This window comes from Micromonospora sp. WMMD1128, from assembly GCF_027497235.1.
Lineage (GTDB): Bacteria > Actinomycetota > Actinomycetes > Mycobacteriales > Micromonosporaceae > Micromonospora.
Genome location: NZ_CP114902.1, coordinates 1,569,410 through 1,591,174 on the forward strand (window position 1 = coordinate 1,569,410; position 21,765 = coordinate 1,591,174).

Here is a 21,765-nt window from a genome sequence, read left to right on the forward strand (position 1 = left end):
CCGCGTCGGTCCGCCCCGCGTCTCTGCGTGCCTCCATGCCGACCCGGCCGGATGCTGGTTTCCCGCCTACAAACTTGATGGCGTAAATGACTCAGGTGGTGGCGAACCACCCCGGCTTGGCTGAGTCATCTGCGTCATCAAGTTTGTAGGCAATGGAGGGCACTGGTGGGAGGCCCGGGGTGCCGGCGACTGGATCGGCGGGACGCACCCGGCGAAGCCCACCGAGGCCGAGCCCACCGGCCCAGCCCACCGGCCGTGCGAACCGGCCGTCCGGACCAACGGAGCGGACCTGCCGAGCGGACCAGTGCAGCCCACCGGCGGAGCGGACCGGGGTGCCGCGCACACGGTCCGCACCGGTACCGTGTGCAACCGTGACCCTCGCCCCGATGACTCCACTGGCGGCCATGCCCAGCCCCAGCACCGCCGTCTGGCAGCTCGGTCCGGTTCCGATCCGGGCGTACGCGCTCTGCATCATTCTCGGCATCGTGGTGGCCTGCGTGGTCACCGAGTACCGGTTGCGCCGTCGTGGCGTCGCGCCGGGCGCAGTGCTCGACATCGCCGTCTGGGCGGTGCCGGCCGGCATCATCGGCGCCCGGATCTACCATGTGATCACCTCGCCGGAGAAATACTTCGGTGCTGACGGTCAGCCGCTCAAGGCGTTCGCCATCTGGGAGGGCGGTCTCGGTATCTGGGGCGCGGTGGCCGGCGGCGCGGTCGGCGCCTGGCTCGCCGCCCGACAGCTCGGCATCCCGCTCACCGTGGTGGCCGACGCGCTGGCACCGGGAATGCCGCTGGCACAGGCCGTGGGCCGGCTCGGCAACTGGTTCAACAACGAGTTGTACGGCGGTCGGACCAGCCTGCCCTGGGGTCTCGAGGTGCACGTGATGGACCCGGACAATCCCGGGCACGCGCTGCGCGACGACGCCGGCAGCCCGGTTCTGCAACCGGGGCTCTACCACCCGACGTTCCTCTACGAGTTGCTCTGGAACGTGGGTGTCGCCGCGTTTGTGCTGGTCCTCGACCGTAAGCTGCGGCTCGGCCGGGGCCGGGCGTTCGCGCTCTACGTGATGGGCTACACGGCGGGCCGGTTCTGGATCGAGCTGATGCGTACCGACGAGGCCAACCACATCCTCGGCGTCCGGCTCAACGTCTGGACCGCGGCGCTCGTCTTCCTCGGCGCGCTCGCCTACTTCCTCCGGACCCGCGGCCCGCGCGAATACCTCGTCCCGGTGGGCGAGCCGACCGCGTCGGTGACGCCGGACGGCGATGTGTCCCAGGTCGACCTCTCCGCCCGGGAGGGCGCGGCGGCGACGGTGGCGCCCGAGGGTTACCGGGTGGTGACCGAGGAGCAGTTCCGGGCGTACCGGGAGAACGGCGAACTGCCCCCGGCGGACCCGGCGGCGACCGGCGGCCCCACAGCCGGCGACGCCGCGACCCCTGACGACGGAGCCGGCGGCGCGACCGACCGCACCACGGTGACCGACGCCGAGCGCGCCGACGCCGAGCGCGCCGAGGTCGAGCGGGCCGACGTCGAGCGGGCCGACGTCGAGCGGGCCGACGTCGAGCGGGCCGACGCCGAGCGGGCCGACGCCGGCGGGCGCCCGGTGGACCGGGACAGCTGAGCGGGGGCGTCATGCGCAGCGCGGTGGTGGTCGGCGCCGGACTCGGTGGGATGGCGACGGCCGGCGTGCTGGCCCGCTCCGGGTGGCGGGTCACGCTGCTGGAACGCGCCGACCGCGTTCGGCCCGAGGCGACCGCCGTGGTGCTCTGGCCGAACGGGGTACGCGCGCTGCGCGCCCTCGGCCTCGGCGACGGGCTGGACGCGATCGCCACCCCGCTGCCCGACGGGGGGATCCGCCGCCCGGACGGGCAGTGGCTGGTGCAACCCCGGCCGACCTCGGCCGATCGAATGCCGGTGGTGGTGCACCGGGAGGATCTGCACGACGCGCTCATCGCCGGGCTGGGCGAGCGGGTGGAGCTGCGCACCGGGGTGAGCGTGCGGAGCGTACGCGCGGTGGCCGGCGAGCGACCCGCGGTGGGTGACGGCCGGCACACCTTCGAGGCCGACCTGGTGGTGGCCGCCGACGGCACGGACAGCGAGATCCGGCGGCAGCTCGCCCCGGAGACCGCCGTGGTGAGCTCCGGTTGCGCCGCCTGGCGGGCGGTCATCCCCTGGTACCAAGCCCCACAACTGCCCGACGACCAGCCGGTGCACGGCGAGACGCTCGGTGCCGGCTACCGGTTCGTGGCCGCCTCGCTCGGCGAGCGCGGCGGTGCCGGCGCCTCCCGTCGGGGCGGCATCTACTGGGTGGCCACCGCCGCGGGCGCGCCCCGCCCCGAGCCGCCGGAGATCCAGCTCGCCCTGCTCAAGCGGTGGTTCGCGGGCTGGCCCGCGCCGATCGCCACCCTGCTGGAGGCGACTGACCCGGCCGACGTGGTGCAGCAGGAGGTGCGGGAGCTGCGTCCGCTGCCCCGGGCGTACGGCTTTCCGGCCGGCCCGGGCGGTGTGGTGCTGCTCGGCGACGCCGCGCACGCCATGCCGCCGCACCTCGGGCAGGGCGCCTGCCTCGCGTTCGAGGACGCGGCCACGCTCGCCGGGCTGCTCCGCGAGGCGCGGCTGCCGGATGCGGTGACCGCGTACGACCGGTTGCGTCGGCCCCGCGCGGCCACCATGGTCCGGCAGACCCGCCGGATGTCGGCGGTGCTCCAGACCCGGGGGCGGCTGGCGCTGCGCGCCCGGGACGCCGCCCTGGGCACGATCAGCCCCCGGATGCGCAACACCGCCGCCGCGGCGGCCGACGCCTGGCAGCCGCCGTCCTGACCGGGGGTGCTCAGATGACCGCGGCCGGCTCGGCGATGCAGGCCGTGCCGACCCGGCGGAAGCCGACCCGCAGGTAGACCCGGGCGATCTCCTCGCTGCCCGCGCTCAGGAAGATCAGGTCGGTGCCGGCGGCGCGTAGTTCCCGGGCCAGCGTGGCGGTCACCGCGGCGCCCAGGCCGCGCCGCCGGGCGGACGGCAGGGTGGCCACTCCGGCGATCTCCGCCACGTCGCCGACCCGCATGGCCATGCCGCTCGCGAGCGCCCCGTCCAGTGGGGTGCCGGCGAGCACCGAGACGCGCCGGCCGTCGGCCACCCGGGTCGCCTCCTCCTCCAGCGCGTCGACGTCCAGCCGGGCCAGCGCGGCGTCCCGTTCGGCCGGCCCGGCCTCGCCCCGGGCGGTGCCGCCGTGGGCGAAGCCGATCGCGGCGACGGCCCGGCGCAGCGCGATGTCCGCCGCGAAGCCGGGGTCGCCGGGGTCCAGCACCCGCACCGGTACGTCGCTGAGCGTCGCCGGGTCGGGCAGCCGCTCCGGTTCGAGCCGCATGAGTGGCGCCTCCAGCACGGTCAGGCCCGCCGAGCGGGCCACCGCCAGCAGGCCCGGCTGGTGCTCGTGCACCCACTCGAACGTCTCCGGCAGGCCCAGCTCCCGCTGCCGGGACCGGACCGCGGTAACCTCGGCCAGCGTGGGTGGCGCGGTGGCGTCGAGGCGGGGGCGGGCGTAGAACGGCCATCCGGCGCCGTCCCGGACGAACAGCACCAGGGCGTCGAACTCCTCCGCCCGGGCGCCGTCGCGGGGCACCGCGTCGTAGAACCGCTCCACCCGGTCGAGCACGTCAGCTCGTAGGACATCCACCGCGCGAGACTACACGTCCCAGCATCTGGAAGTGTGATCAATCTGAACTGGCCTTGCGTGGGAAGCCCTAACGTAGACTCAATAAACCCCAGCGGGCCGACGTCGTCCCCACCATGATCAAATCTGAGTGACGACAGGAGGCCCGGTGGCCTTTCCGTACCCTCACAGCCCGCAGCCGGCCCCGCAGCCGGCCGGGCTCTACGACCCCGCGTACGAGCACGACGCCTGCGGGGTGGCCTTCGTGGCCGACCTGCACGGGCGCCGTTCGCACCAGGTCGTCGCGAACGGTCTCGGGGCGCTGTGCCGGCTGGACCACCGGGGCGCCCGGGGCGCGGAGCACAACACCGGTGACGGCGCCGGGATCATGATCCAGGTGCCGGACGCGTTCCTGCGGGCGACCGTCGACTTCCCGCTCCCCCCGCCCGGCCAGTACGCCACCGGCCTGGTCTTCCTGGCCGACGACGACGCGGCCGAGGCCCGGGCCCGCCAGGTCGTCGACAAGTACGCGCTCGTCGAGGGCGCCGAGGTGCTCGGCTGGCGGGAGGTGCCGACCGACCCGTCCGGCCTGGGGGAGACCGCGCTCGCGGCGATGCCCCGGATCCGGCAGCTCTTCGTGGCCGCGCGCCGGCTGACCGACTCGCCGGCCGGACCGGCCGGCTCCCCGCTGACCGGGCTCGACCTGGACCGGGTGGCGTTCTGCCTGCGCAAGCAGGTCGAGCGGGAGACCGCCGAGCGCGGCCAGCCGGCCTACTTCCCGTCGCTGTCCGGCCGGACCATGGTCTTCAAGGGCATGCTCACCCCGGACCAGTTGCCGGCGTTCTACCCGGAACTGACCGACGAGCGGGTGGACAGCGCGATCGCGCTCGTGCACTCCCGCTTCTCCACCAACACGTTCCCGTCGTGGCCGCTGGCGCACCCGTACCGGTTCATCGCCCACAACGGCGAGATCAACACGATCCGGGGCAACCGCAACTGGATGCAGGCCCGGGAGGCGCTGCTCCGGAGCCCGAACCTGTCCGGCAACATCCGCCGGGTCTTCCCGGTCTGCACCCCGGCCGCGTCCGACTCGGCCAACTTCGACGAGGTTCTGGAGCTGCTGCACCTGGCCGGGCGGAGCCTGCCGCACGCGGTGCTCATGATGATCCCCGAGGCGTGGGAGAACGACCCGGACATGCGCGCCGACAAGCGCGCGTTCTACCGCTTCCACGCCAGCCTGATGGAGCCGTGGGACGGCCCGGCCTCGGTGGCGTTCACCGACGGCGAGATCGTCGGCGCGGTGCTGGACCGCAACGGTCTGCGCCCGGGCCGCTGGTGGCACACGAGCGACGGGCTGGTGGTGCTGGGCAGCGAGGCGGGCGTGCTCGACCTCGACCCGGCCACCGTGGTGGCCAAGGGGCGGCTCCAGCCGGGGCGGATGTTCCTGGTCGACACCGTCAACGGCCGGATCGTCTCCGACGACGAGATCAAGACCGAGTTGGCCGCCGCCGAGCCGTACCAGGAGTGGCTGCACGCCGGCCTGATCGAGATGGACGACCTGCCGCCGCGCGAGCACATCGTCTACACCCACGACTCGGTGCGCCGCCGGCAGCAGACCTTCGGCTACACCGAGGAGGAGCTGAAGATCCTGCTCGGCCCGATGGCCCGCAGCGGCGCGGAGCCGATCGGCTCGATGGGCACCGACACCCCGATCGCCGCGCTGTCCACCCGGCCGCGGCTGCTCTACGACTACTTCCACCAGCTCTTCGCCCAGGTCACCAACCCGCCGCTGGACGCCATCCGGGAGGAGCTGGTGACCAGCCTGGCGTCCACCATCGGGCCGGAGGGCAACCTGCTCGACCCGGGGCCGGCGAGCTGCCGTCAGATCGTCCTGCCCCACCCGGTGATCGACAACGACGAGCTGGCGAAGATCCTCTCCGTGGACGAGGACGGCGACCTGCCCGGCTTCAAGGCGGTCCGGGTCTCCGGCCTCTACCCGATCCGGGACGGCGGGGCCGGCATCAAGGCCCGGCTGACCGAGATCTGCCGGCATGTCTCCGAGGCGATCGAGGACGGCGTACGCATCCTGGTGCTCTCCGACCGGGACTCCAACGCGGACCTGGCCCCGATCCCGTCGCTGCTGCTGACCGCCGCGGTGCACCAGCACCTGGTACGCGAGCAGACCCGCACGCAGGCGGCGCTGATCGTGGAGTCCGGCGACTGCCGGGAGGTGCACCACGCGGCCGTGCTCATCGGGTACGGCGCGGCGGCGGTGAACCCCTACCTCGCGTTCGAGTCGGTGGAGGACATGATCTCCACCGGCGCGCTGGCCGGGGTGGACCGGGTCAAGGCGGTCCGCAACTACGTCAAGGCGCTCGGCAAGGGCGTCCTGAAGATCATGTCCAAGATGGGCATCTCGACCGTGTCGTCGTACTGCGGCGCCCAGGTGTTCGAGGCGGTCGGCCTGGACCCCCGCCTGGTCGACCGCTACTTCCGTGGCACGCCGAGCACCGTCGGCGGCATCGGGCTGGCCGAGGTCCACGCCGAGGTAGCCGCCCGGCACGCGCTGGCCTGGCCGGCGCCGGGCGCGCAGGCGAACGACCGGCTGGAGGTCGGCGGCGAATACCAGTGGCGTCGCGAGGGCGAGCTGCACCTGTTCAACCCGGAGACGGTCTTCCTGCTCCAGCACGCCACCCGCAGCCGCCAGTACGACGTCTTCCGGCAGTACACCGCGAAGGTCGACGAGCTGGCCGCGAAGGCGGGCTCGCTGCGCGGACTGTTCACGCTGCGCACCGGCGTACGCCCGGCGGTGCCGCTGGACGAGGTCGAGCCGGCCACCGAGATCGTCAAGCGCTTCGCCACCGGCGCCATGTCGTACGGGTCGATCTCGGCCGAGGCGCACGAGACCCTCGCCATCGCGATGAACCGGCTCGGCGGCAAGTCCAACACCGGCGAGGGCGGCGAGGACGTCGAGCGGCTGCACGACCCGGCGCGGCGCTCCGCGGTCAAGCAGATCGCCAGCGGCCGGTTCGGCGTGACGAGCGAATACCTGGTCAACGCCGACGACCTCCAGATCAAGATGGCGCAGGGTGCGAAGCCGGGCGAGGGCGGGCAGCTGCCCGGCAACAAGGTCTGGCCGTGGATCGCCCGGACCCGGCACGCCACCCCGGGCGTCGGCCTGATCTCCCCGCCGCCGCACCACGACATCTACTCCATCGAGGACCTGGCCCAGCTCGTGCACGACCTGAAGTGCGTCAACCCGGCCGCCCGGGTGCACGTCAAGCTGGTCAGCGAGGTGGGCGTGGGCACCGTGGCGGCCGGCGTGGCCAAGCTCAAGGCCGACGTCATCCTGATCTCCGGGCACGACGGCGGCACCGGCGCGTCCCCACTCAACTCGCTCAAGCACGCCGGCACCCCGTGGGAGCTGGGCCTGGCCGAGGCGCAGCAGACGCTGCTGCTCAACAAGCTGCGTGACCGGGTCACCGTGCAGGTCGACGGCCAGCTCAAGACCGGCCGGGACGTGCTCGTCGCGGCGCTGCTCGGCGCGGAGGAGTTCGGCTTCGCCACCGCCCCGCTGATCGTCGAGGGCTGCGTGATGATGCGCGTCTGCCACCTGGACACCTGCCCGGTCGGCATCGCCACCCAGAACCCGGTGCTGCGGGAACGGTTCACCGGCAAGCCGGAGTTCGTGGTCAACTTCTTCCTGTTCCTCGCCGAGGAGGTCCGGGGCTACCTGGCCGAGCTGGGTTTCCGGAGCATCGACGAGGCGATCGGGCACACCGAGCTGCTCGACGTCGCCGGCGCGATCGACCACTGGAAGGGCCACGGGCTCGACCTGGGTCGCGTCCTGCACCTGCCCGAGCTGCCCGAGGGTGCGGCCCGGCGCGGGGTGCGCGCCCAGGACCACGGCCTCGACGTGGCGCTCGACAACCAGCTCATCGACCTGGCCGGCCCGGCGCTGCGCGACGGCACCCCGGTCCGGGTCGAGGTCGACGTGCGCAACGAGCACCGCAGCGTCGGCGCGATGCTCGGCGGCGAGGTGACCCGCCGGTTCGGCGGCGCCGGGCTGCCCGACGACACCGTCGAGTTCCTGCTGCGCGGCACCGCCGGGCAGTCGTTCGGCGCGTTCCTGCCGCGCGGGGTCACCCTGCGCCTGCACGGCGACGCCAACGACTACGTCGGCAAGGGCCTGTCCGGCGGACGGATCGTGGTCCGGCCGGACGCCGCCGCGCCGTTCGCCGGCCATCACGCCGAGCCGGGCCGACGCGCCGAGGACCAGATCATCGCCGGCAACACGATCCTCTACGGCGCCACCGGTGGCGAGGTGTTCCTGCGCGGCCGGGTCGGGGAGCGTTTCGCGGTGCGCAACTCCGGCGCGGTGGCCGTGGTCGAGGGCCTCGGCGACCACGGCTGCGAGTACATGACCGGCGGCACGGTGGTGGTGCTCGGGCCGACCGGGCGTAACTTCGCCGCCGGCATGTCCGGCGGCACCGCGTTCGTGCACCGGCTCGACCGGCGACTGGTGAACGCCGAACTTGTCGACCTGGCCCCGCTGAGCGACTCCGAACGCAACCGACTGCACGAGCTGGTCCAGCGGCATCTGGCCGAGACCGACTCGACGGTCGCGGAGGCGCTGCTCAAGCGCTGGCCGGAGGCGGTGGAGGAGTTCACCGCCGTGGTGCCCCGGGACTACCGCCGGGTCATGGAGATCATGCGGGCCGCCGAAGCCGCCGGCCGCGACGTCGACGACGCGGTGATGAGTGCGCTCTCACCAGCCCCGGCGCCGGCCGCGCCGCGGGTGGTCGCCCAGGAGGTGGCTCGTGCCTGACCCGAACGGTTTCCTGCGTTACGACAGGCGGCTGCCCGCCCGCCGCCCGGTCCCGGTGCGGATCATGGACTGGCGGGAGGTCTACCCGCCGGCCGGCGAGGAGTTGATCCGCGAGCAGGCCACCAGGTGCATGGACTGCGGCATCCCGTTCTGCCACGACGGCTGCCCGCTCGGCAACCGCATCCCGGACTGGAACGACCTGGTCCGCACCGGCAACTGGGACGCCGCGGTGGAGTCGCTGCACGCCACGAACAACTTCCCCGAGTTCACCGGCCGGCTCTGCCCGGCGCCGTGCGAGGCGGCCTGCGTGCTCGGCCTCGGCGGTCAGCAGCCGGTCACCATCAAGCAGGTCGAGGTGGAGATCGCCGACGCGGCGGTGGCCGGCGACGGGCTGCGACCCCGGCCCGCGTCGACCTCGACCGGCCGTTCGGTCGCCGTGGTCGGCTCCGGTCCGGCCGGGCTGGCCGCCGCGCAGCAGCTCGCCCGCGCCGGCCACACGGTCACCGTGTACGAGCGCGACGACGTCCCCGGCGGCCTGCTCCGCTACGGCATCCCCGACTTCAAGTTGGAGAAGCAGCACGTCGACCGTCGGGTCGCCCAGCTCACCGCCGAGGGGGTGCGCTTCCGCACCGGGGTGAACGTCGGCGTGGACGTGACCGCCGAGCAGTTGCGCGCCGAACACGACGCGGTGCTGTTGACCTGCGGCGCGTTGCAGGGGCGGGACACCCCGGAGACGCCGGGCCGGGCGTTGCGCGGCGTACACCAGGCGATGTCGCACCTGGTGGCCGCGAACCGGGTGGTGGCGGCTGCCGGCGACGGGCGGCCGGCCCCGGCCACGCTGCCGGACGGTACGCCGATCGACGCCGCCGGCAAGCACGTGGTGATCATCGGTGGCGGGGACACCGCCGCGGACTGCCTCGGCGTGGCGCACCGGCAGGGCGCGGCCGGCGTACACCAGCTCGACCTCTACCCGCAGCCGCCGACGGAGCGGGACGGCGCCCGGGATCCGTGGCCGACCTGGCCGTGGGTGCTGCGCTCCTACCCGGCGCACGAGGAGGGCGGCGAGCGGGTCTTCGCGGTGGCGGTGCAGGAGTTCGTCGACGACGGCACCGGGCAGGTCCGGGCCGTCCGGATCGCCGAGGTCACCGTCGCGAAGGTCGACGGCCGGCGGATCGTCACCGTGCTGCCCGGCTCGGAACGGGAGATCCCGGCCGACCTGGTGCTGCTCGCGATCGGCTTCGAGGGCACCGAGGAGCAGCCGCTGCTGACCCAGCTCGGGGTGGCCCGCAACGGGCGCGGCGCGATCGACGCCCGCCCCGACTGGCAGGCCGCCGACGGCGTCTTCGTCGCCGGGGACATGCACCGGGGCGCGTCGCTGATCGTCTGGGCGATCGCCGAGGGGCGGGCCGCCGCCGCGGCGATCCACACCTACCTGAACGGGGTGGGCGAGCTGCCCGCCCCCGTCACCCCGGCGCGCCAACCCCTCGCGGTGTAAGGAGGGGCCCCCGCTTAACGCTTTCGGTATAGGCGGGGGCCCCGCTTAACAACCGCCGGCCGGGCCCGCTCTCCCGCAGGGGGAGCGGACCCGGCCGGACCGGTCAGCGGCCGAGCAGGTCGTGCGCCGCCCGGATCTTCGTCCAGGAGGCCGGGCGGGCCGGTGCCGCCGAGGTGCGGGCGGTGGCGGCCACCTCGGGGCGGCCGGCGGTGAACAGCCAGGTGGTGAACACCGCGTCCAGGTCCCGGCCGGCGATCCGCTCGGCGAGCGCCTGGAACTGCTCGATGGTGCCGTTGCCGTACTGGTGCTGGGCCGTCCAGGTGCGCAGGATCCGGAAGAACGCCGGATCGCCGACGGCCAGCCGGATCTGGTGCAGCGCCATCGCGCCCCGGTCGTACACCGCTCCGTCGAAGACCCGATCGGCGCCCGGGTCACCGGGGAGCACCTGCCAGAACTCCGAGTCGGCCGGGTAGTAGTCGTAGGTGAAGTCGAACAGCTCCTGCGCGGTGCCCTCGTCCTGCTCCTCCGACCAGAGCCACTCGGCGTACGAAGCGAAGCCCTCGTTGAGCCAGATGTTGCGCCAGGCCGCCACCGAGACCGAGTCGCCGAACCACTGGTGGGCGTTCTCGTGCACGACCACGTACGGGTTCGAGCCGCGCCGCCAGAAGCCGGGGCCGTAGACCGGCCGGGTCTGCGTCTCCAGGGCGAAGCCGACGCCGTCGGTCGGGCCGGCCACGCCGCCCTGCGCCTCGAACGGGTACGGGCCGAACACCCCGCTCTCCCAGTCGACGACCTCGGCGGTGCGTTCGATGCTGGCCCGGGCGGCGGGCCCGAGCGCGCCGAGCGTGGTGCTGTACGCGTTCACCACCGGCTGCCCGTTCGGCGCGGTGTCGGTGACGATGTCGTACTGCCCGATGGCCAGGAACGCCTGGTAGGTGGCGCCGGGCTTGACGCTGCGCCAGCTCCACCGGGTGCGGTTGCCGGCCTCGGGCAGCGGGTCGCGTGGCTGCACGCCGTTGCTGACCACCTCGACGCCGGTCGGCACCGAGACCGAGATGTCCCAGGTGGCCTTGTCCTTCGGGTGGTCGTTGCTCGGGAACCACCACCAGGCCGACTCGGGTTCGTTCACGGCGAGCGCGCCGTCGGCGGTGCGGGTCCAACCGGTGTAGCCGTACACCTTGGTCTGAGACGGGATGCCGGCGTACTTCACCACGACGGTGAGCTGCTGGCCCTTGCTCAGCGTCCGGGGCGGGGTGATCACCAACTCGTGGTCACCGGCCCGGGCGAAACCGGCGACCCAGCCGTTGACCCGTACCGATTCGACGTCGAGCGCGAAGTCGAGGTTGAACCGGGACAGGTCCTGGGTGGCGGTGGCCAGGATCGTGGTGGTGCCGCTGAGCCGGTCGGTGGCCGGCTCGTAGCGCAGCCGGATGTCGTAGTGGTCGACGTCGTAGCCGCCGTTGCCGTAGTCGGGGAAGTAGCTGTCGCCCAGCCCGGGGCTGCCCGGCGCGGGGGTGGCCGCCGAGACGTGCGGGCGGCCCCATCCGGTCGGGGCGGCCTGGCCGGGTGCGCCGGTCACGGTGGTGACGGCGGTGGTGAGGGTCAGAGCGGCGATCGCCGCCGTGAGTGCGCGTGGCACGGGTGGGACTCCCTCCGTCGGGTGTACGCACCGCCAACTTAATCGACACATGTAAACGGATCTGCCCCGAACCGGCGCCCGGAGCTATTCAGATCTTGCAAATATTTCGATAGCATTACCGACTAGTAACAAGCACGACCCCTCGGCCACGCGCGCGGTCAACGGGCTCCACCACCCCTGTCCCGTGGAGGTCCTGTCATGTCCCGTCGCGTCCGCATCACCCTCGCCGCGGTGCTGGCGGCCGTCCTCGGCGCCGTGCTCCTGCCCGGCGTCGCCCGGGCGGCCACCGTCAACTACGTCGCCCTCGGCGACTCCTACTCCTCCGGCGTCGGCGCCGGGCCGTACGACTTCTCCACCTGCCTGCGCAGTCAGAAGTCGTACGCCCCGCTCTGGGCCGCGGCGCACGCGGTCACCAGCTTCCGCTTCCCGGCCTGCGGCGGCGCGGTCACCGCCGACGTGCGCAACAGCCAGGTGGGGCAGCTCAGCTACGCCACCACGCTGGTCACCATCACGATCGGCGGCAACGACGCCGGCTTCGCCGACGTGATGACCAGCTGCCGCTTCGGCAGCACGTCGAGCTGCGAGAGCGCGGTGAACGGGGCCAAGGCGTTCGCCACCGCGACGCTGCCCGGCCGGCTCGACGCCACCTACGCCGCGATCCGTGAGCGGGCCCCGAACGCCCGCCTCGTAGTGCTCGGCTACCCGCGCCTGTTCGAGACCGGTTCGTGCGGTCTGCTCGCCATGAGCAGCTACAAGCGGACCATCCTCAACCAGGCCGCCGACGTGTTGAACGGGGTCACCGCCGGCCGGGCCGGCGCCGCCGGGGCGACCTTCGTCGACGCGCGGTCGTCCTTCACCGGGCACGGCGTGTGTGCCGCCGACCCGTGGATCCGCGACGTCACCGGGGTGATCGAGGCGTACCACCCGAACGCGAACGGCTATCGCTACGGCTACCTGGCCGCCCTCACGGCCGCCATCGGCTGAGGTGTAAGGCGGGGGCCCCGCTTAACGCTTTCTGCATAGGAGGGGCCCCCTATTAACACCTCACCAGGCCGCGGCATGGGATCGGGTGCCGTACGATTCTGCCGTGCTTCAGGAGGGGCGGGTTTCGTGAAGTTCCTTCTCACGTCGTCGGGGATCTGCAACCCGAGGATCTCCGACGCGCTCGTCGACCTGCTGGGCAAGCCGATCGGCGAGTCCACGGCCCTGTTCGTCCCCACCGGCGTCTATCCCTTCCCCGGCGGGGGCCAGAGAGCGTGGAAGGCGATCCACGGCCAAGCTTCGATCCCGCTGACCCAACTGGGTTGGAAGTCCCTGGGGATGTTGGAACTCACCGCGCTGCCGACCATTCGAGAAGAGAACTGGGTCCCGGCGGTCCGGGAGGCCGACGCCCTCCTCGTCTGGGGCGGCGACGTGCTGTACCTGACCTACTGGTTGCGCCAGTCGGGTCTGGCTGCCCTCCTGCCGTCGCTGACCGACACGGTTTACGTCGGGGTCAGCGCCGGGAGCATCGCGGTCACCCCGTACAACTGCGACGCCGAATTCGACCTCCAATTCGTCCCTGAGGGCAGCGACATGGCGCGGGGCGCCGACCAGGCGCTGGGGCTGGTGGATTTCACGCTGTACCCGCACCTCAACCATCCGGACATGGAGGACGCCGAACTGTCCAGCATCCAGAAGTGGGCGTCCGGAATCCCGGTCCCGACCTACGCCATCGACGACAACACCGCCATCAAGGTGGTCGATGGCGGTGTTGAGGTCATCTCCGAAGGCGACTGGAGACTGATCAGTCCCTGACCGGAGTCGTCACGCGCGTGGTCCGAGACTCACCGACACCGACCTCCGCCGAATTGCGGTGGCACCCAGAGTCGCAGACGGGTGGGGCCCGAACTCCCCGACCGAACCAGCCGGCACGGCCGGAGCGCCGGGCACGCCCGGTGCGACCTGCGGCACCGGCACGACATGCCGCCGAGGCCGCGCGCGACGCCCGGACGGTACGGCGAGCGCGGCGAGCGCGGCGGCCAGCGAGATGCCGGTGAGCAGCAGGAAGCCGGCGGTGTAACCGGCCTCCCGGGGCAGCCCGCTCGGCTGCGGGTTGGCGGTGATCACGGTGCTGGCCAGGGCCGCGCCGATCGCGCCGCCGATGGTGCGGATGTTGGCGTTCATGCCGGTCGCCGCGCCGGTTTGTGCGGCCGGCACGTTGCCCACGATCAGGTTGGCCATCGAGGCGAAGGCCAGCCCCACGCCGAGCCCGACCAGGCCACCGGCCACGGCGACCTGCCAGCGGGTGTCGTGCGCGACGGTGAGCATCGCGGCGGCGGTCACGTTGAACACCGCGCCGGTGCTCAGTTGCGCCTTGGGGCTGAACCGGGGCTCCAGCCGTCCGGCCAGCACTCCGGCGGTGAACATGCCGACGAGCATCGGCAGCATGAGCAGCCCGGCCTGGGTGATGCTGGCGCCGAAGCCGTAGCCGGCGCTTGTCGGGATCTGGGTGAACTGCGGCAGGAAGGCGAAGACGGCGAACATGGAGGCGCCGTAGAGCAGGGCGACCAGGTTGGTGGTCCAGACCGCGGGCAGGCGCATCATCCGCAGGTCGATCAGCGGGTTCGCGGTGCGGGCCTCGACCGCCAGCCAGCCGGCCACGAGCACCGCGGCAAGCGCCAGCAGCCCGGTCACCGGCCCGGAGGTCCAGCCCCAGGCGGCGCCCTTGCTGACCGGCAGCAGCAGCGCCACCAGCCAGCCGGAGAGCAGGACGGCGCTGGCCCAGTTGATCCGGCCCGGTGTGCGTACCGGTGAGCGTGGCACGAACCGGTGCGCGGCGACCGCGGTGAGGCCGACCACGACCAGCGGGATCCAGAACAGCCAGCGGTAGCCCAGGGTGGCGACGATCGGCCCGGCGAGCACCACGCCCAGTCCGCCGCCGGCGGCCACGACCGCCGAGATCAACGCGACCGCCGAGCTGACCCGCGCGGCGGGGAACTCGTCGCGGATGATGCCGAACGACAGCGGGAAGACGGCGCCGCCCACGCCTTGGACCACCCGGGCGGCGATGAGTACGCCGATGTTCGGCGCGACGGCGGCCAGCAGGCAGCCCAGCGCGAGCGCGGCGAGCGAGACGACGAGCATCCGCTCCTTGCCCACCATGTCGCCGACCCGGCCGAGGATCGGCGTGAAGATCGACGCGGAGAGCAGGTAGGCGGTCAGCACCCAGGTCACCGTGTTCGGCGAGGTGTGCAGGTCGTGCTGGATGGTGGGCAGCACCGGCGTGATCAGCGACTGGAGCATCGCGAAGAAGCCGGCGCCGGCCGCGAGGACGAGGAACGTCATCCGGCGCGAGCCGCGCCGGAAGGTGTCGATCATGTAGAACAACTTCCGTTCGGTACGAGGGTGGCCGCTCGCGCGGTGGGGCGGCGGTGGCGGCGCGGAGGGCCGGGTCCTCCGGAGTACGCTATCCGGAGGGGTGCCTCCACCAACGTAGTGGAGGGATGCCTCCGGTTGCAAGACGGAAGGAGTGAGCCGCGTCATGCCCAGCGCCGATCAGGCGGCCGAGGTCTTCGCGCGCCGCCCGAAGCGCGCCGACGCCCGGCGCAACTACGACGCGCTGATCGCCGCCGCCCGCGACGTGTTCGGTGAGTACGGCGCGGGCGCGTCGCTGGAGCAGATCGCCCGCCGGGCCGGCGTCGGCATCGGCACGCTCTACCGCAACTTCCCGCAGCGGCGGGACCTGTTCGAGGCCGTCTACGTCGAGGAGGTGCGCGCGCTCAGCGCCTCCGCCGCCGACCTGGCCGACCTCGACCCGTGGAGCGCCCTGGTCCGCTGGCTGCGCCGGTTCGTCGACCACGTCGGCGCCAAGCGCGCGCTTGCCGACGAGCTGGTGCACGACTCCGAGGTGTTCCGCAGCTGCCGCACCGAGATCTACGCCGCGGGCGAGCCGCTGCTGCGCCGCGCCCAAACCGCAGGCGCGGCCCGGACCGACGCCGACTTCGACGACGTGGTACGCCTGATCAGCGGCATCGCCGCGTACCAGTTTCCCGATCCGGCGCAGCGTGACCGCGTCCTGGCGATCGCGCTCGACGGCCTGCGCCCGCCGCCGCCGTCAGGCGGCGCCCCCGCCTGACGCGCCGCGCGGACCGGTTGCGGCGCGGCCGGCGGTCGCTACGGTGGCACCATGGCGCTGCCGTTCGTGGTCACGTTGCGCGGCTACGACATGCGCCAGGTCGAGCGCCTCCTCGCCCGGGCCGACGAGGCGCTGGCCGCCGACAGCCAAGCGACGCGGGCGTCCGCCCGCGACACCCTCCGGACGGCCACCCTGAGACGGGCGTTACGGGGCTACGCCCGCCGCGACGTGGACTCCGCGATCGCCGAGCGCCGTCAAAGATGAACCTTGGTACGCGGACGCCCCGCAAGGGGCGGTCCCGTACCAAGATCTGTGCCGAAGGGACTGGTGAGGGAATGAGTGGTGGCGAGTTGGACGGGTTCCACATCGGATTTCTGCCGCCCGGCATCGGGGAGGTGGGGTCGGATTTCGCGAGCGAGTGGGAGGACGTCAGCTTCGCGACGCGGGTCTGGGAGCGCCAGGTCGAGGACGGCTACCGGGTCGACCTGCGGGTGCACGTGCTCCGGGGTGAGCGTCTCACCGATCTCGGCGCGGTCCGTGCGTTCCTCGCCGATTACCACGAGCGCGACGGCGGCGCGTGGGAGCTTGCCGACTTCGCGCACCCGGACGGGCCCGGCCTGATCGGTGCCGCCGAGGCGTTCTGGCTGGTCGAGCCCGGGGTCGCCGTTGATGTGCTTGTCGATCCGGAAGTGGTGGACGCCGGTGCGCTCCGGTCGATCGCTGACGGGATGGTTCGAGGCGTCCGGTGAAACGCATCCGGCGTTGTCGGCCTCGTCGGGACGTGGGCGGGCACTAGCGTGTCAGGCATGTCCGCTGCTCATGCCTATGAATTCGAGGTCCCCGAGCACTCGCCCGCCCCGGCCGAGGCGGTTGACCGGGCGGTTGACGGCAACGTCGTCTACCTCACCCGCAGCGGTCGTCGCGTCGCCGCAGTCGTGCCGGCCGGACGCACCCAGGCTGACATCGAGGTGATCATCGGCGGGCTGCTCGCGGTGGTGGAGCCGATCGTCGAGAGTGATCCGGCGAATGGCGAGCGACTGCTCCAGACCTGGATCGCCAGCGTGGAGGCGGGTAGGGACGACGAGATGGCTCGGGACATGGTCGAGGCGTTGCAGGACATGCTCGACGACCTCAGGGAGTTGCCAGACGCGACTGACCGCCTGGCCGCCTATCGTGCCGGCCAGGCGAGCGCCATCTCGTGGGAGCAGGCCAAGCGGGAGCTAGATCTTCGGACCTGAGCCAACAAGCAGCTCAACGTGGTCCAGCTCTGGCCGAGTTCGCCGCCATTGCTGAGGTGCTGGGATCAGGTCACAAGGATCTCCCGGCGAAGCCTGTCCTCAGGGGAGCCGCGGTGCCCAACCGGCGAAGCGGGCGAACAGCGCTCGCGGGCTCGGCGCCTCGTCGGGGTTGAGGCGGTGCAGCTCTTGAGCCGCCTCGTAAAGCTGCCCGTACAGGTAGACAGACAGGGTGAGGCGGTCACCCGCGTACTCGGTCAGCAGGGCGAGTCGAGCCTCCGCGCACGGCCACGGGTGCGCGCAGCGCCGACAGATCCAGAGCGGGCGGATGGGCAGATGCGGGCGGGTGCCGATACTCATGCCGGCACCCGCGGCCGTGCGGCGATGGAGGCGCTTCGGTTGACGGTAGGGCGTTCGCCGGCCCGGGCGTTGAGCCAACGCAGCCCGGCCGGCTGCACGAACAACTCTCGCTTGGCGACCGCATCACCCCTGCCGTCCAACTCGTACGCCTCGATCCATGCCCAACCGTCGAACGTCTGACGGTCGGTGATCTCGCGAATGACGCGCACGATGATCGGGCGGCAGAACTGCACGCTCGCCGCGCGGTCGAGCCGCAGAAGATCTCCCGCCTTGATCGGACGAGTGCTCACCGCTCGTCGGGCCCGGTGACGGTGGCCCTGACCAGGCGAGCGAAGACCACCTCCAGACAGGGATAGTCCTCGCCGCAGCCGCACACCCAGCGGACGACCCGGCGTGGCGGGTGCGCGAAGAGGATGTCCTCAGCGTCCTCGATGTCCTGCGCCGAGACGAAGGGTTCACCGGGGGATATGTCGTCGGTGCGCTCGCCCATCGGGCCTCCCGTCGGTGCGACGTGCGGGTGACAAGTACGCACGCTCGACCGTCCGGGGGATCGGTCGGCCGAGCGCTCCGCGCGGTGGGAACGGACCAACTCCGGGTTTGCAGACCTGGGAGTCAGCCGTGCATGAGCGTATATAACAGGTACCCGGCCTTGCAAGCATCGGGCCGAACATTCCTTGCTATATAAAGTTTCACATGATCGAATGGCGGGGCAGACCTGGGAGTTGTCCATGCCCGCCAAAGCGAAGTGGGCGCAGATTGCCGACGGCATCCGCGCCGAGATCCAGTCCGGTGCGCTCGCGCCGGGCGACAAGCTGCCGTCGACGTCCGAACTGTGCCGTCAGCACGGCGTATCGGCCATCGTGGTGCGCCAAGCGATCAACGCCTTGAAGATCGAAGGGTTCCTCGAAGGAGTTGGCGGCGTCGGCGTGTTCGTCGCTGAACGCGCCGGCTCGCAGTGACCTGGAAGGAAGCGAACTCTGGAAGCGTGTTGATCCACTCCGCTTCGCCGAAGTGGCGGTATTCGAGCGCGCCCGACCCGGCCATTTCGGCGAAGCGGAGTCGATCAAGCTAGCTGTCTCGGTTTTCGGGACTTTTTCCCACCCTTCGGGAGCTGTCTCAGCCCCAGAGGTCTTCTGAGGCGGCCCTAGCGGGGAACTTCTAGATCGGCGCAGAGTCGCGGAGCCCGGCTGCCGTGCGGACGATGCCGGCGACCGCCCGCGACCGACTGCCGGCCGGCCACGCGAGCACCGTGGTGATGGCCGGCGCGTCGACGACGGGCACGGCAACGTGCTGCGGCCACTGCCAGGCGCGGCTGGAGGCCGGGATGACAAGCAACGTCCGGCCGAGCGCCACGAGTTGGGCGAGCTGCGACTGGGTGCGTACCTCCGGGCCTGGTCCTTCCGGGTAGGTCCCGTCGAGCCGGGGCCATCGCGCGATCGGCAGGCCCGGCACGTGCTGGACCTCCGCCAGGGTGAGCTGGTCGCGGGCGGCGAGCGGATGCCCGGCCGGAAGCATCGCGACCTGGCCCTCGGTGAGGAGGTCCTCGGTGTCGAACCCGGCGAGGTCGTCGACGGGCCGGTGCATGATCGCGACGTCGGCGCGGCCCGTGCGGAGCAGCCCGGCCTGCTCTCCGACCTCGCACAGCATCACCTCGACCGGTGGGGCGCCGGGTTCGTCCGCGACGGCGTCGAGAAGGCGTCGCAGCAGCTCGTGGGACGCGCCGGCCTTCGTCGCCAGCACCAGCGAGCGCGAGGAGTCGCCGGCCCGTCGGGTACGACTCACGGCGGCCGTCACCGCGTCGAGGGCGGTCCCGGCCTCGCGCAGCAGCACCCGGCCGGCGTCGGTGAGCGCCACGCCACGCCGGTCCCGGTCGAAGAGCCGCACGCCGAGCCGCCGTTCCAGCTGACCGATCGCGCGGGAGAGCGGCGGCTGGGCGATCCCGAGCCGGGCGGCGGCGCGACCGAAGTGCAGCTCCTCGGCGACGGCGACGAAATAGCGCAGCTCGCGCGTCTCCAGGTCGTCCACCCGGGAAGCCTAGCGCTGATACCCGCGGGGTATCACAGCCCACCGGATCGGTCTTGGCCACCGCGCCCGCCGCTCGCCAGCATGGGTCAGGTGAAAGAGAACAGGACCGCGCTTGTCACCGGCGCGAACAAGGGCATCGGCTTCGCCGTCGCACAGGGCCTCGGCGCGATCGGCTTCACGGTCGCGGTGGGCGCCCGTGACGACGCCAGGCGGGAGGAGGCGGTCGCGCGGCTGCGTACCACCGGGGTCGACGCGTTCGGGATCGCGCTCGACGTCACCTCCGACGACAGCGTCACCGCGGCGGCGACCACCGTCGAGCGGACGGGCGGACGGCTCGACGTGCTGGTCAACAACGCGGGCATCTCCGGCCCGGCCGACGGCGGTGCGCAGGATCCGACGACGCTCGACCTCGACGTCCTGCGCACCGTCCTCGACACGAACGTGTTCGGCGTGATCCGGGTGACGAACGCGATGCTGCCACTGCTGCGGCGTGCACCGTCGCCACGCGTGGTCAACATGTCGAGCAACATGGGCTCGCTGACGCTCGCCACCGGCCCGGTGCTGGCCGCCTACGCCCCGTCGAAAACAATGCTGAACAGCATCACCGCCCAGTACGCCCGCCGGCTCGCCGACACGAACGTCATCGTCAACGCGGCCTGCCCCGGCTGGGTGGCCACCGACTTCACCAACTTCGCCGCACCTCGCACCCCGGAACAGGGCGCCGCGATCGCCGTCCGGCTGGCCACCCTGCCCGACGACGGCCCGCGCGGCGGCTTCTTCGACGACAACGGCGCGATCCCCTGGTGACCGTCTGACGCCAAGCCCTGCCAGCGCTGCGTCCGCCCGGGAAGGACCCGGCGCGGCGCGCGTCGCCAGGCCCCGTCGTCCGGCAGGATCTGGGTATGACCGGCCCGGCGCGGAAGAAGTCGTTCTCGCTGCCTACGGACGTCGCGCAGCGTCTGGAGCGCGAGTCGAACGCGAGCGCCTACGTCGTTGACGCCGTGCGGGCGCGAATGCGTGCCGAGGACCTCGACGCCGAGCTTGCCCGACCTGGGACGGCCGTTTCCGATCAGGGTCGGGCTCGTACGCGGGCGCAGCGTGCCGAGGTGGAGATGCGAGAAGTTGGGAGCGGGGGCCATTCGGAGCGGCTCAGCTGATCCGCCGCACAACCGGATCAAGCGTTGTCACCAACAGATCCGTCTTGTCGGTGTTCAGGTGCCGGAGACAGGCGGCGATGTTGTCCGCCGCGTTGAGTTCCGACCAGTCGAGCAGATAGCCGGCCGCCGCGCCGAGCTGGCGCAGGAAGGCGCGCAAGGTGCGGCCGTTCCCCTCCCGGAACGGGTGGCAGACGTTCAGTTCGCCGTAGTAGTGGGCGAGCGACTCCACGAACGGCTCGCGCTTCAGACCGAGCAGGAAGCCGTCTTCGGACAGTCGGCCGAGCACAGTGCCCACCTGGTCGTCGATGAACCGCCAGTGGCAGAAGCGGGCACCGGGCTTACTGATGTCGACCGTGCGTGTCTGGCCCGCCCATCCGTACACGTCACCGAAGAGATGACGGTGGAAGGCTTGGAGGTGGCCCAGACCATAGTTTCCCGGAATGATGTTTCGAGCGACCTGCACGTCCCGGATCGAGACGAGGCGGAACTCTGTGTCGCGCAGGGTGGCGGCATCCTTCAGGCCCAATTTGTTGACCAGGCAATCCGTACCCGGCCAGCAGTACGGATCACTCATCCACGCAGGCGGGCGATCTCTTCGGCGATCAGGTCCTCCGCGCTGACCAGACCCGAGGCCACGTCGCGAAGTCGCTCCTGCCAGTCCTCGCCGAACTCCTCGCCCTCGATGGCGGCGTTCGCCGTGGCCGAGGCGACTGCCGTCTCCGTGCTCGCCATCTGCCTCGCGTAGTACGTCCGCATCAGGTCGACGTCGAGATGTTCCGAGGAACTGGCGGATTCGGGCAGCGCCCTCCGAGCCGCTCGCCAGGGCAGTTCGTTGTGTGTCATCGCTGACAACTCAGCCGCCGAGAACTTGCCGTACTCGCGGGTGACCCAGCGGACGCAGTCGAGCTGGGCGTCGGTGAGCTGGGCGGCGTCCCCGAGGGGCCAGTCCGACACGTAGAGCTGCTGGCGGTGTTGCCGGTATAGCTGGGGAACGACAGGGCCCTCCCGCCAAGCCTCGATCGGCTCGGTGAACAGGGGGGCTCCGCTGCGGGCCAGGTGCCACCCCTGGCAGTAGTAGACGAGCTTTTCGAGCTTCATCGCCGTGACCCGGCCGACCTCGGCGAGCACTGCCGCAGCGACGTCGTGTGCATTGGCCATCGGGGGACACCTCCTTCATCGGCCCTGCTCAGAGACTACCGATGATCCGCCTGGCCAGGCGACCCGCCGAGCGGTGTCGAGCGAGGAATCTACGCCTACCG

Annotated in this window: 21 protein-coding genes; 12 read left to right on the plus strand and 9 right to left on the minus strand. The window is 72.0% G+C overall.

Annotated features, from left to right (window positions below):
* Positions 1–371: 371 nt before the first annotated feature.
* Together lgt and O7602_RS07590 are read left to right on the plus strand one after the other, a co-directional pair.
* Positions 372–1,622 (plus strand): prolipoprotein diacylglyceryl transferase, encoded by a 1,251-nt coding sequence (gene lgt / locus O7602_RS07585; protein ID WP_281587499.1) that lies wholly within the window; start codon positions 372–374, stop codon positions 1,620–1,622.
* Between the two features lie 11 nt (positions 1,623–1,633).
* Positions 1,634–2,821, plus strand: a complete 1,188-nt coding sequence (locus tag O7602_RS07590; protein WP_281587500.1) for an NAD(P)/FAD-dependent oxidoreductase — start codon at positions 1,634–1,636, stop codon at positions 2,819–2,821.
* A 10-nt stretch (positions 2,822–2,831) separates the two neighbouring features.
* On the opposite strand, the gene O7602_RS07595 is transcribed toward O7602_RS07590, so the two are convergent.
* Positions 2,832–3,674 (minus strand): GNAT family N-acetyltransferase, encoded by an 843-nt coding sequence (locus tag O7602_RS07595; RefSeq protein ID WP_281587501.1) that lies wholly within the window; start codon positions 3,672–3,674, stop codon positions 2,832–2,834.
* 145 nt (positions 3,675–3,819) lie between these two features.
* On the opposite strand from O7602_RS07595, the gene gltB reads away from it, so the two are divergent.
* Both gltB and O7602_RS07605 read left to right on the plus strand, forming a co-directional pair.
* Positions 3,820–8,478 carry a glutamate synthase large subunit gene (gltB, locus tag O7602_RS07600; protein ID WP_281587502.1) on the plus strand — a complete coding sequence of 1,553 codons (4,659 nt, stop codon included), beginning with the start codon at positions 3,820–3,822 and terminating at the stop codon, positions 8,476–8,478.
* Entirely contained in the window at positions 8,471–9,973 is a 1,503-nt protein-coding gene (locus O7602_RS07605; RefSeq protein WP_281587503.1) for a glutamate synthase subunit beta, read from the plus strand. The genes gltB and O7602_RS07605 overlap by 8 nt, the downstream gene beginning before the upstream one ends.
* Positions 9,974–10,076: 103 nt before the next feature.
* Here the strand turns inward: O7602_RS07605 and O7602_RS07610 are convergent, their stop codons facing one another.
* Positions 10,077–11,612: a M1 family metallopeptidase gene (locus tag O7602_RS07610; protein ID WP_281587504.1), complete on the minus strand. Its 1,536-nt coding sequence runs from the start codon at positions 11,610–11,612 to the stop codon at positions 10,077–10,079.
* 198 nt (positions 11,613–11,810) lie between these two features.
* On the opposite strand from O7602_RS07610, the gene O7602_RS07615 reads away from it, so the two are divergent.
* Together O7602_RS07615 and O7602_RS07620 are read left to right on the plus strand one after the other, a co-directional pair.
* Positions 11,811–12,596 carry an SGNH/GDSL hydrolase family protein gene (locus O7602_RS07615; protein ID WP_281587505.1) on the plus strand — a complete coding sequence of 262 codons (786 nt, stop codon included), beginning with the start codon at positions 11,811–11,813 and terminating at the stop codon, positions 12,594–12,596.
* Positions 12,597–12,722: 126 nt separating this feature from the next.
* Positions 12,723–13,409: a Type 1 glutamine amidotransferase-like domain-containing protein gene (locus tag O7602_RS07620; RefSeq protein ID WP_281587506.1), complete on the plus strand. Its 687-nt coding sequence runs from the start codon at positions 12,723–12,725 to the stop codon at positions 13,407–13,409.
* A 9-nt stretch (positions 13,410–13,418) separates the two neighbouring features.
* On the opposite strand, the gene O7602_RS07625 is transcribed toward O7602_RS07620, so the two are convergent.
* Positions 13,419–14,972: an MFS transporter gene (locus tag O7602_RS07625; protein WP_281587507.1), complete on the minus strand. Its 1,554-nt coding sequence runs from the start codon at positions 14,970–14,972 to the stop codon at positions 13,419–13,421.
* Between the two features lie 163 nt (positions 14,973–15,135).
* Between O7602_RS07625 and O7602_RS07630 the strand changes: the two genes are divergently transcribed.
* The 4 genes from O7602_RS07630 to O7602_RS07645 all read left to right on the plus strand — a co-directional run bounded on the left by O7602_RS07630 (position 15,136) and on the right by O7602_RS07645 (position 16,967).
* The gene (locus O7602_RS07630; protein ID WP_281587508.1) at positions 15,136–15,729 is read left to right on the plus strand and encodes a TetR/AcrR family transcriptional regulator; all 594 of its coding nucleotides are present in this window, start codon (positions 15,136–15,138) and stop codon (positions 15,727–15,729) included.
* 51 nt (positions 15,730–15,780) lie between these two features.
* Positions 15,781–15,993 (plus strand): hypothetical protein, encoded by a 213-nt coding sequence (locus tag O7602_RS07635; RefSeq protein ID WP_281587509.1) that lies wholly within the window; start codon positions 15,781–15,783, stop codon positions 15,991–15,993.
* Between the two features lie 71 nt (positions 15,994–16,064).
* The gene (locus O7602_RS07640; protein ID WP_281587510.1) at positions 16,065–16,478 is read left to right on the plus strand and encodes a hypothetical protein; all 414 of its coding nucleotides are present in this window, start codon (positions 16,065–16,067) and stop codon (positions 16,476–16,478) included.
* Between the two features lie 57 nt (positions 16,479–16,535).
* The gene (locus O7602_RS07645) at positions 16,536–16,967 is read left to right on the plus strand and encodes a hypothetical protein (RefSeq protein WP_281587511.1); all 432 of its coding nucleotides are present in this window, start codon (positions 16,536–16,538) and stop codon (positions 16,965–16,967) included.
* Positions 16,968–17,066: 99 nt separating this feature from the next.
* Here O7602_RS07645 and O7602_RS07650 read toward each other — a convergent pair whose 3' ends face one another.
* Genes O7602_RS07650 through O7602_RS07660 form a run of 3 tightly spaced genes read right to left on the minus strand, consistent with a single transcriptional unit; the run spans position 17,067 to position 17,814 of the window.
* A complete protein-coding gene (locus tag O7602_RS07650; RefSeq protein ID WP_281587512.1) occupies positions 17,067–17,324 on the minus strand; it encodes a hypothetical protein in 258 nt (85 codons plus the stop codon).
* Positions 17,321–17,614, minus strand: coding sequence for a hypothetical protein (locus O7602_RS07655; RefSeq protein WP_281587513.1), 294 nt, complete (start codon positions 17,612–17,614; stop codon positions 17,321–17,323). Before O7602_RS07655 ends, O7602_RS07650 begins: the two co-directional genes overlap by 4 nt.
* Positions 17,611–17,814, minus strand: a complete 204-nt coding sequence (locus tag O7602_RS07660; protein ID WP_281587514.1) for a hypothetical protein — start codon at positions 17,812–17,814, stop codon at positions 17,611–17,613. Before O7602_RS07660 ends, O7602_RS07655 begins: the two co-directional genes overlap by 4 nt.
* Positions 17,815–18,025: 211 nt before the next feature.
* Here O7602_RS07660 and O7602_RS07665 point away from each other — a divergent pair, with 211 nt between their 5' ends.
* On the plus strand, positions 18,026–18,283 hold the full coding sequence (locus O7602_RS07665) for a winged helix-turn-helix domain-containing protein (RefSeq protein WP_281587515.1): 258 nt from the start codon (positions 18,026–18,028) through the stop codon (positions 18,281–18,283).
* A gap of 199 nt (positions 18,284–18,482) precedes the next feature.
* On the opposite strand, the gene O7602_RS07670 is transcribed toward O7602_RS07665, so the two are convergent.
* Positions 18,483–19,340 carry a LysR family transcriptional regulator gene (locus O7602_RS07670; RefSeq protein WP_281590195.1) on the minus strand — a complete coding sequence of 286 codons (858 nt, stop codon included), beginning with the start codon at positions 19,338–19,340 and terminating at the stop codon, positions 18,483–18,485.
* A gap of 90 nt (positions 19,341–19,430) precedes the next feature.
* On the opposite strand from O7602_RS07670, the gene O7602_RS07675 reads away from it, so the two are divergent.
* Complete coding sequence (locus tag O7602_RS07675) at positions 19,431–20,156, plus strand: SDR family oxidoreductase (protein ID WP_281587516.1); 726 nt, start codon at positions 19,431–19,433, stop codon at positions 20,154–20,156.
* Between the two features lie 342 nt (positions 20,157–20,498).
* On the opposite strand, the gene O7602_RS07680 is transcribed toward O7602_RS07675, so the two are convergent.
* Together O7602_RS07680 and O7602_RS07685 are read right to left on the minus strand one after the other, a co-directional pair.
* On the minus strand, positions 20,499–21,080 hold the full coding sequence (locus tag O7602_RS07680) for a Fic family protein (protein ID WP_281587517.1): 582 nt from the start codon (positions 21,078–21,080) through the stop codon (positions 20,499–20,501).
* Positions 21,077–21,664 carry a type II toxin-antitoxin system antitoxin SocA domain-containing protein gene (locus tag O7602_RS07685; protein ID WP_281587518.1) on the minus strand — a complete coding sequence of 196 codons (588 nt, stop codon included), beginning with the start codon at positions 21,662–21,664 and terminating at the stop codon, positions 21,077–21,079. Before O7602_RS07685 ends, O7602_RS07680 begins: the two co-directional genes overlap by 4 nt.
* Between the last annotated feature and the right edge of the window lie 101 nt (positions 21,665–21,765).

Bases quoted from the DNA above. Each gene is read 5' to 3' on its own strand.
- O7602_RS07630 (WP_281587508.1), top strand. From the start codon at position 15,136: ATGCCCAGCGCCGATCAGGCGGCCGAGGTCTTCGCGCGCCGCCCGAAG.
- O7602_RS07660 (WP_281587514.1), bottom strand. From the start codon at position 17,814: ATGGGCGAGCGCACCGACGACATATCCCCCGGTGAACCCTTCGTCTCG.
- O7602_RS07635 (WP_281587509.1), top strand. From the start codon at position 15,781: ATGGCGCTGCCGTTCGTGGTCACGTTGCGCGGCTACGACATGCGCCAG.
- O7602_RS07650 (WP_281587512.1), bottom strand. From the start codon at position 17,324: ATGAGTATCGGCACCCGCCCGCATCTGCCCATCCGCCCGCTCTGGATC.
- O7602_RS07675 (WP_281587516.1), top strand. From the start codon at position 19,431: ATGGGTCAGGTGAAAGAGAACAGGACCGCGCTTGTCACCGGCGCGAAC.
- O7602_RS07685 (WP_281587518.1), bottom strand. From the start codon at position 21,664: ATGGCCAATGCACACGACGTCGCTGCGGCAGTGCTCGCCGAGGTCGGC.
- O7602_RS07665 (WP_281587515.1), top strand. From the start codon at position 18,026: ATGGCGGGGCAGACCTGGGAGTTGTCCATGCCCGCCAAAGCGAAGTGG.
- O7602_RS07645 (WP_281587511.1), top strand. From the start codon at position 16,536: ATGTCCGCTGCTCATGCCTATGAATTCGAGGTCCCCGAGCACTCGCCC.
- O7602_RS07640 (WP_281587510.1), top strand. From the start codon at position 16,065: ATGAGTGGTGGCGAGTTGGACGGGTTCCACATCGGATTTCTGCCGCCC.
- O7602_RS07680 (WP_281587517.1), bottom strand. From the start codon at position 21,080: ATGAGTGATCCGTACTGCTGGCCGGGTACGGATTGCCTGGTCAACAAA.
- O7602_RS07615 (WP_281587505.1), top strand. From the start codon at position 11,811: ATGTCCCGTCGCGTCCGCATCACCCTCGCCGCGGTGCTGGCGGCCGTC.
- O7602_RS07590 (WP_281587500.1), top strand. From the start codon at position 1,634: ATGCGCAGCGCGGTGGTGGTCGGCGCCGGACTCGGTGGGATGGCGACG.
- O7602_RS07625 (WP_281587507.1), bottom strand. From the start codon at position 14,972: ATGATCGACACCTTCCGGCGCGGCTCGCGCCGGATGACGTTCCTCGTC.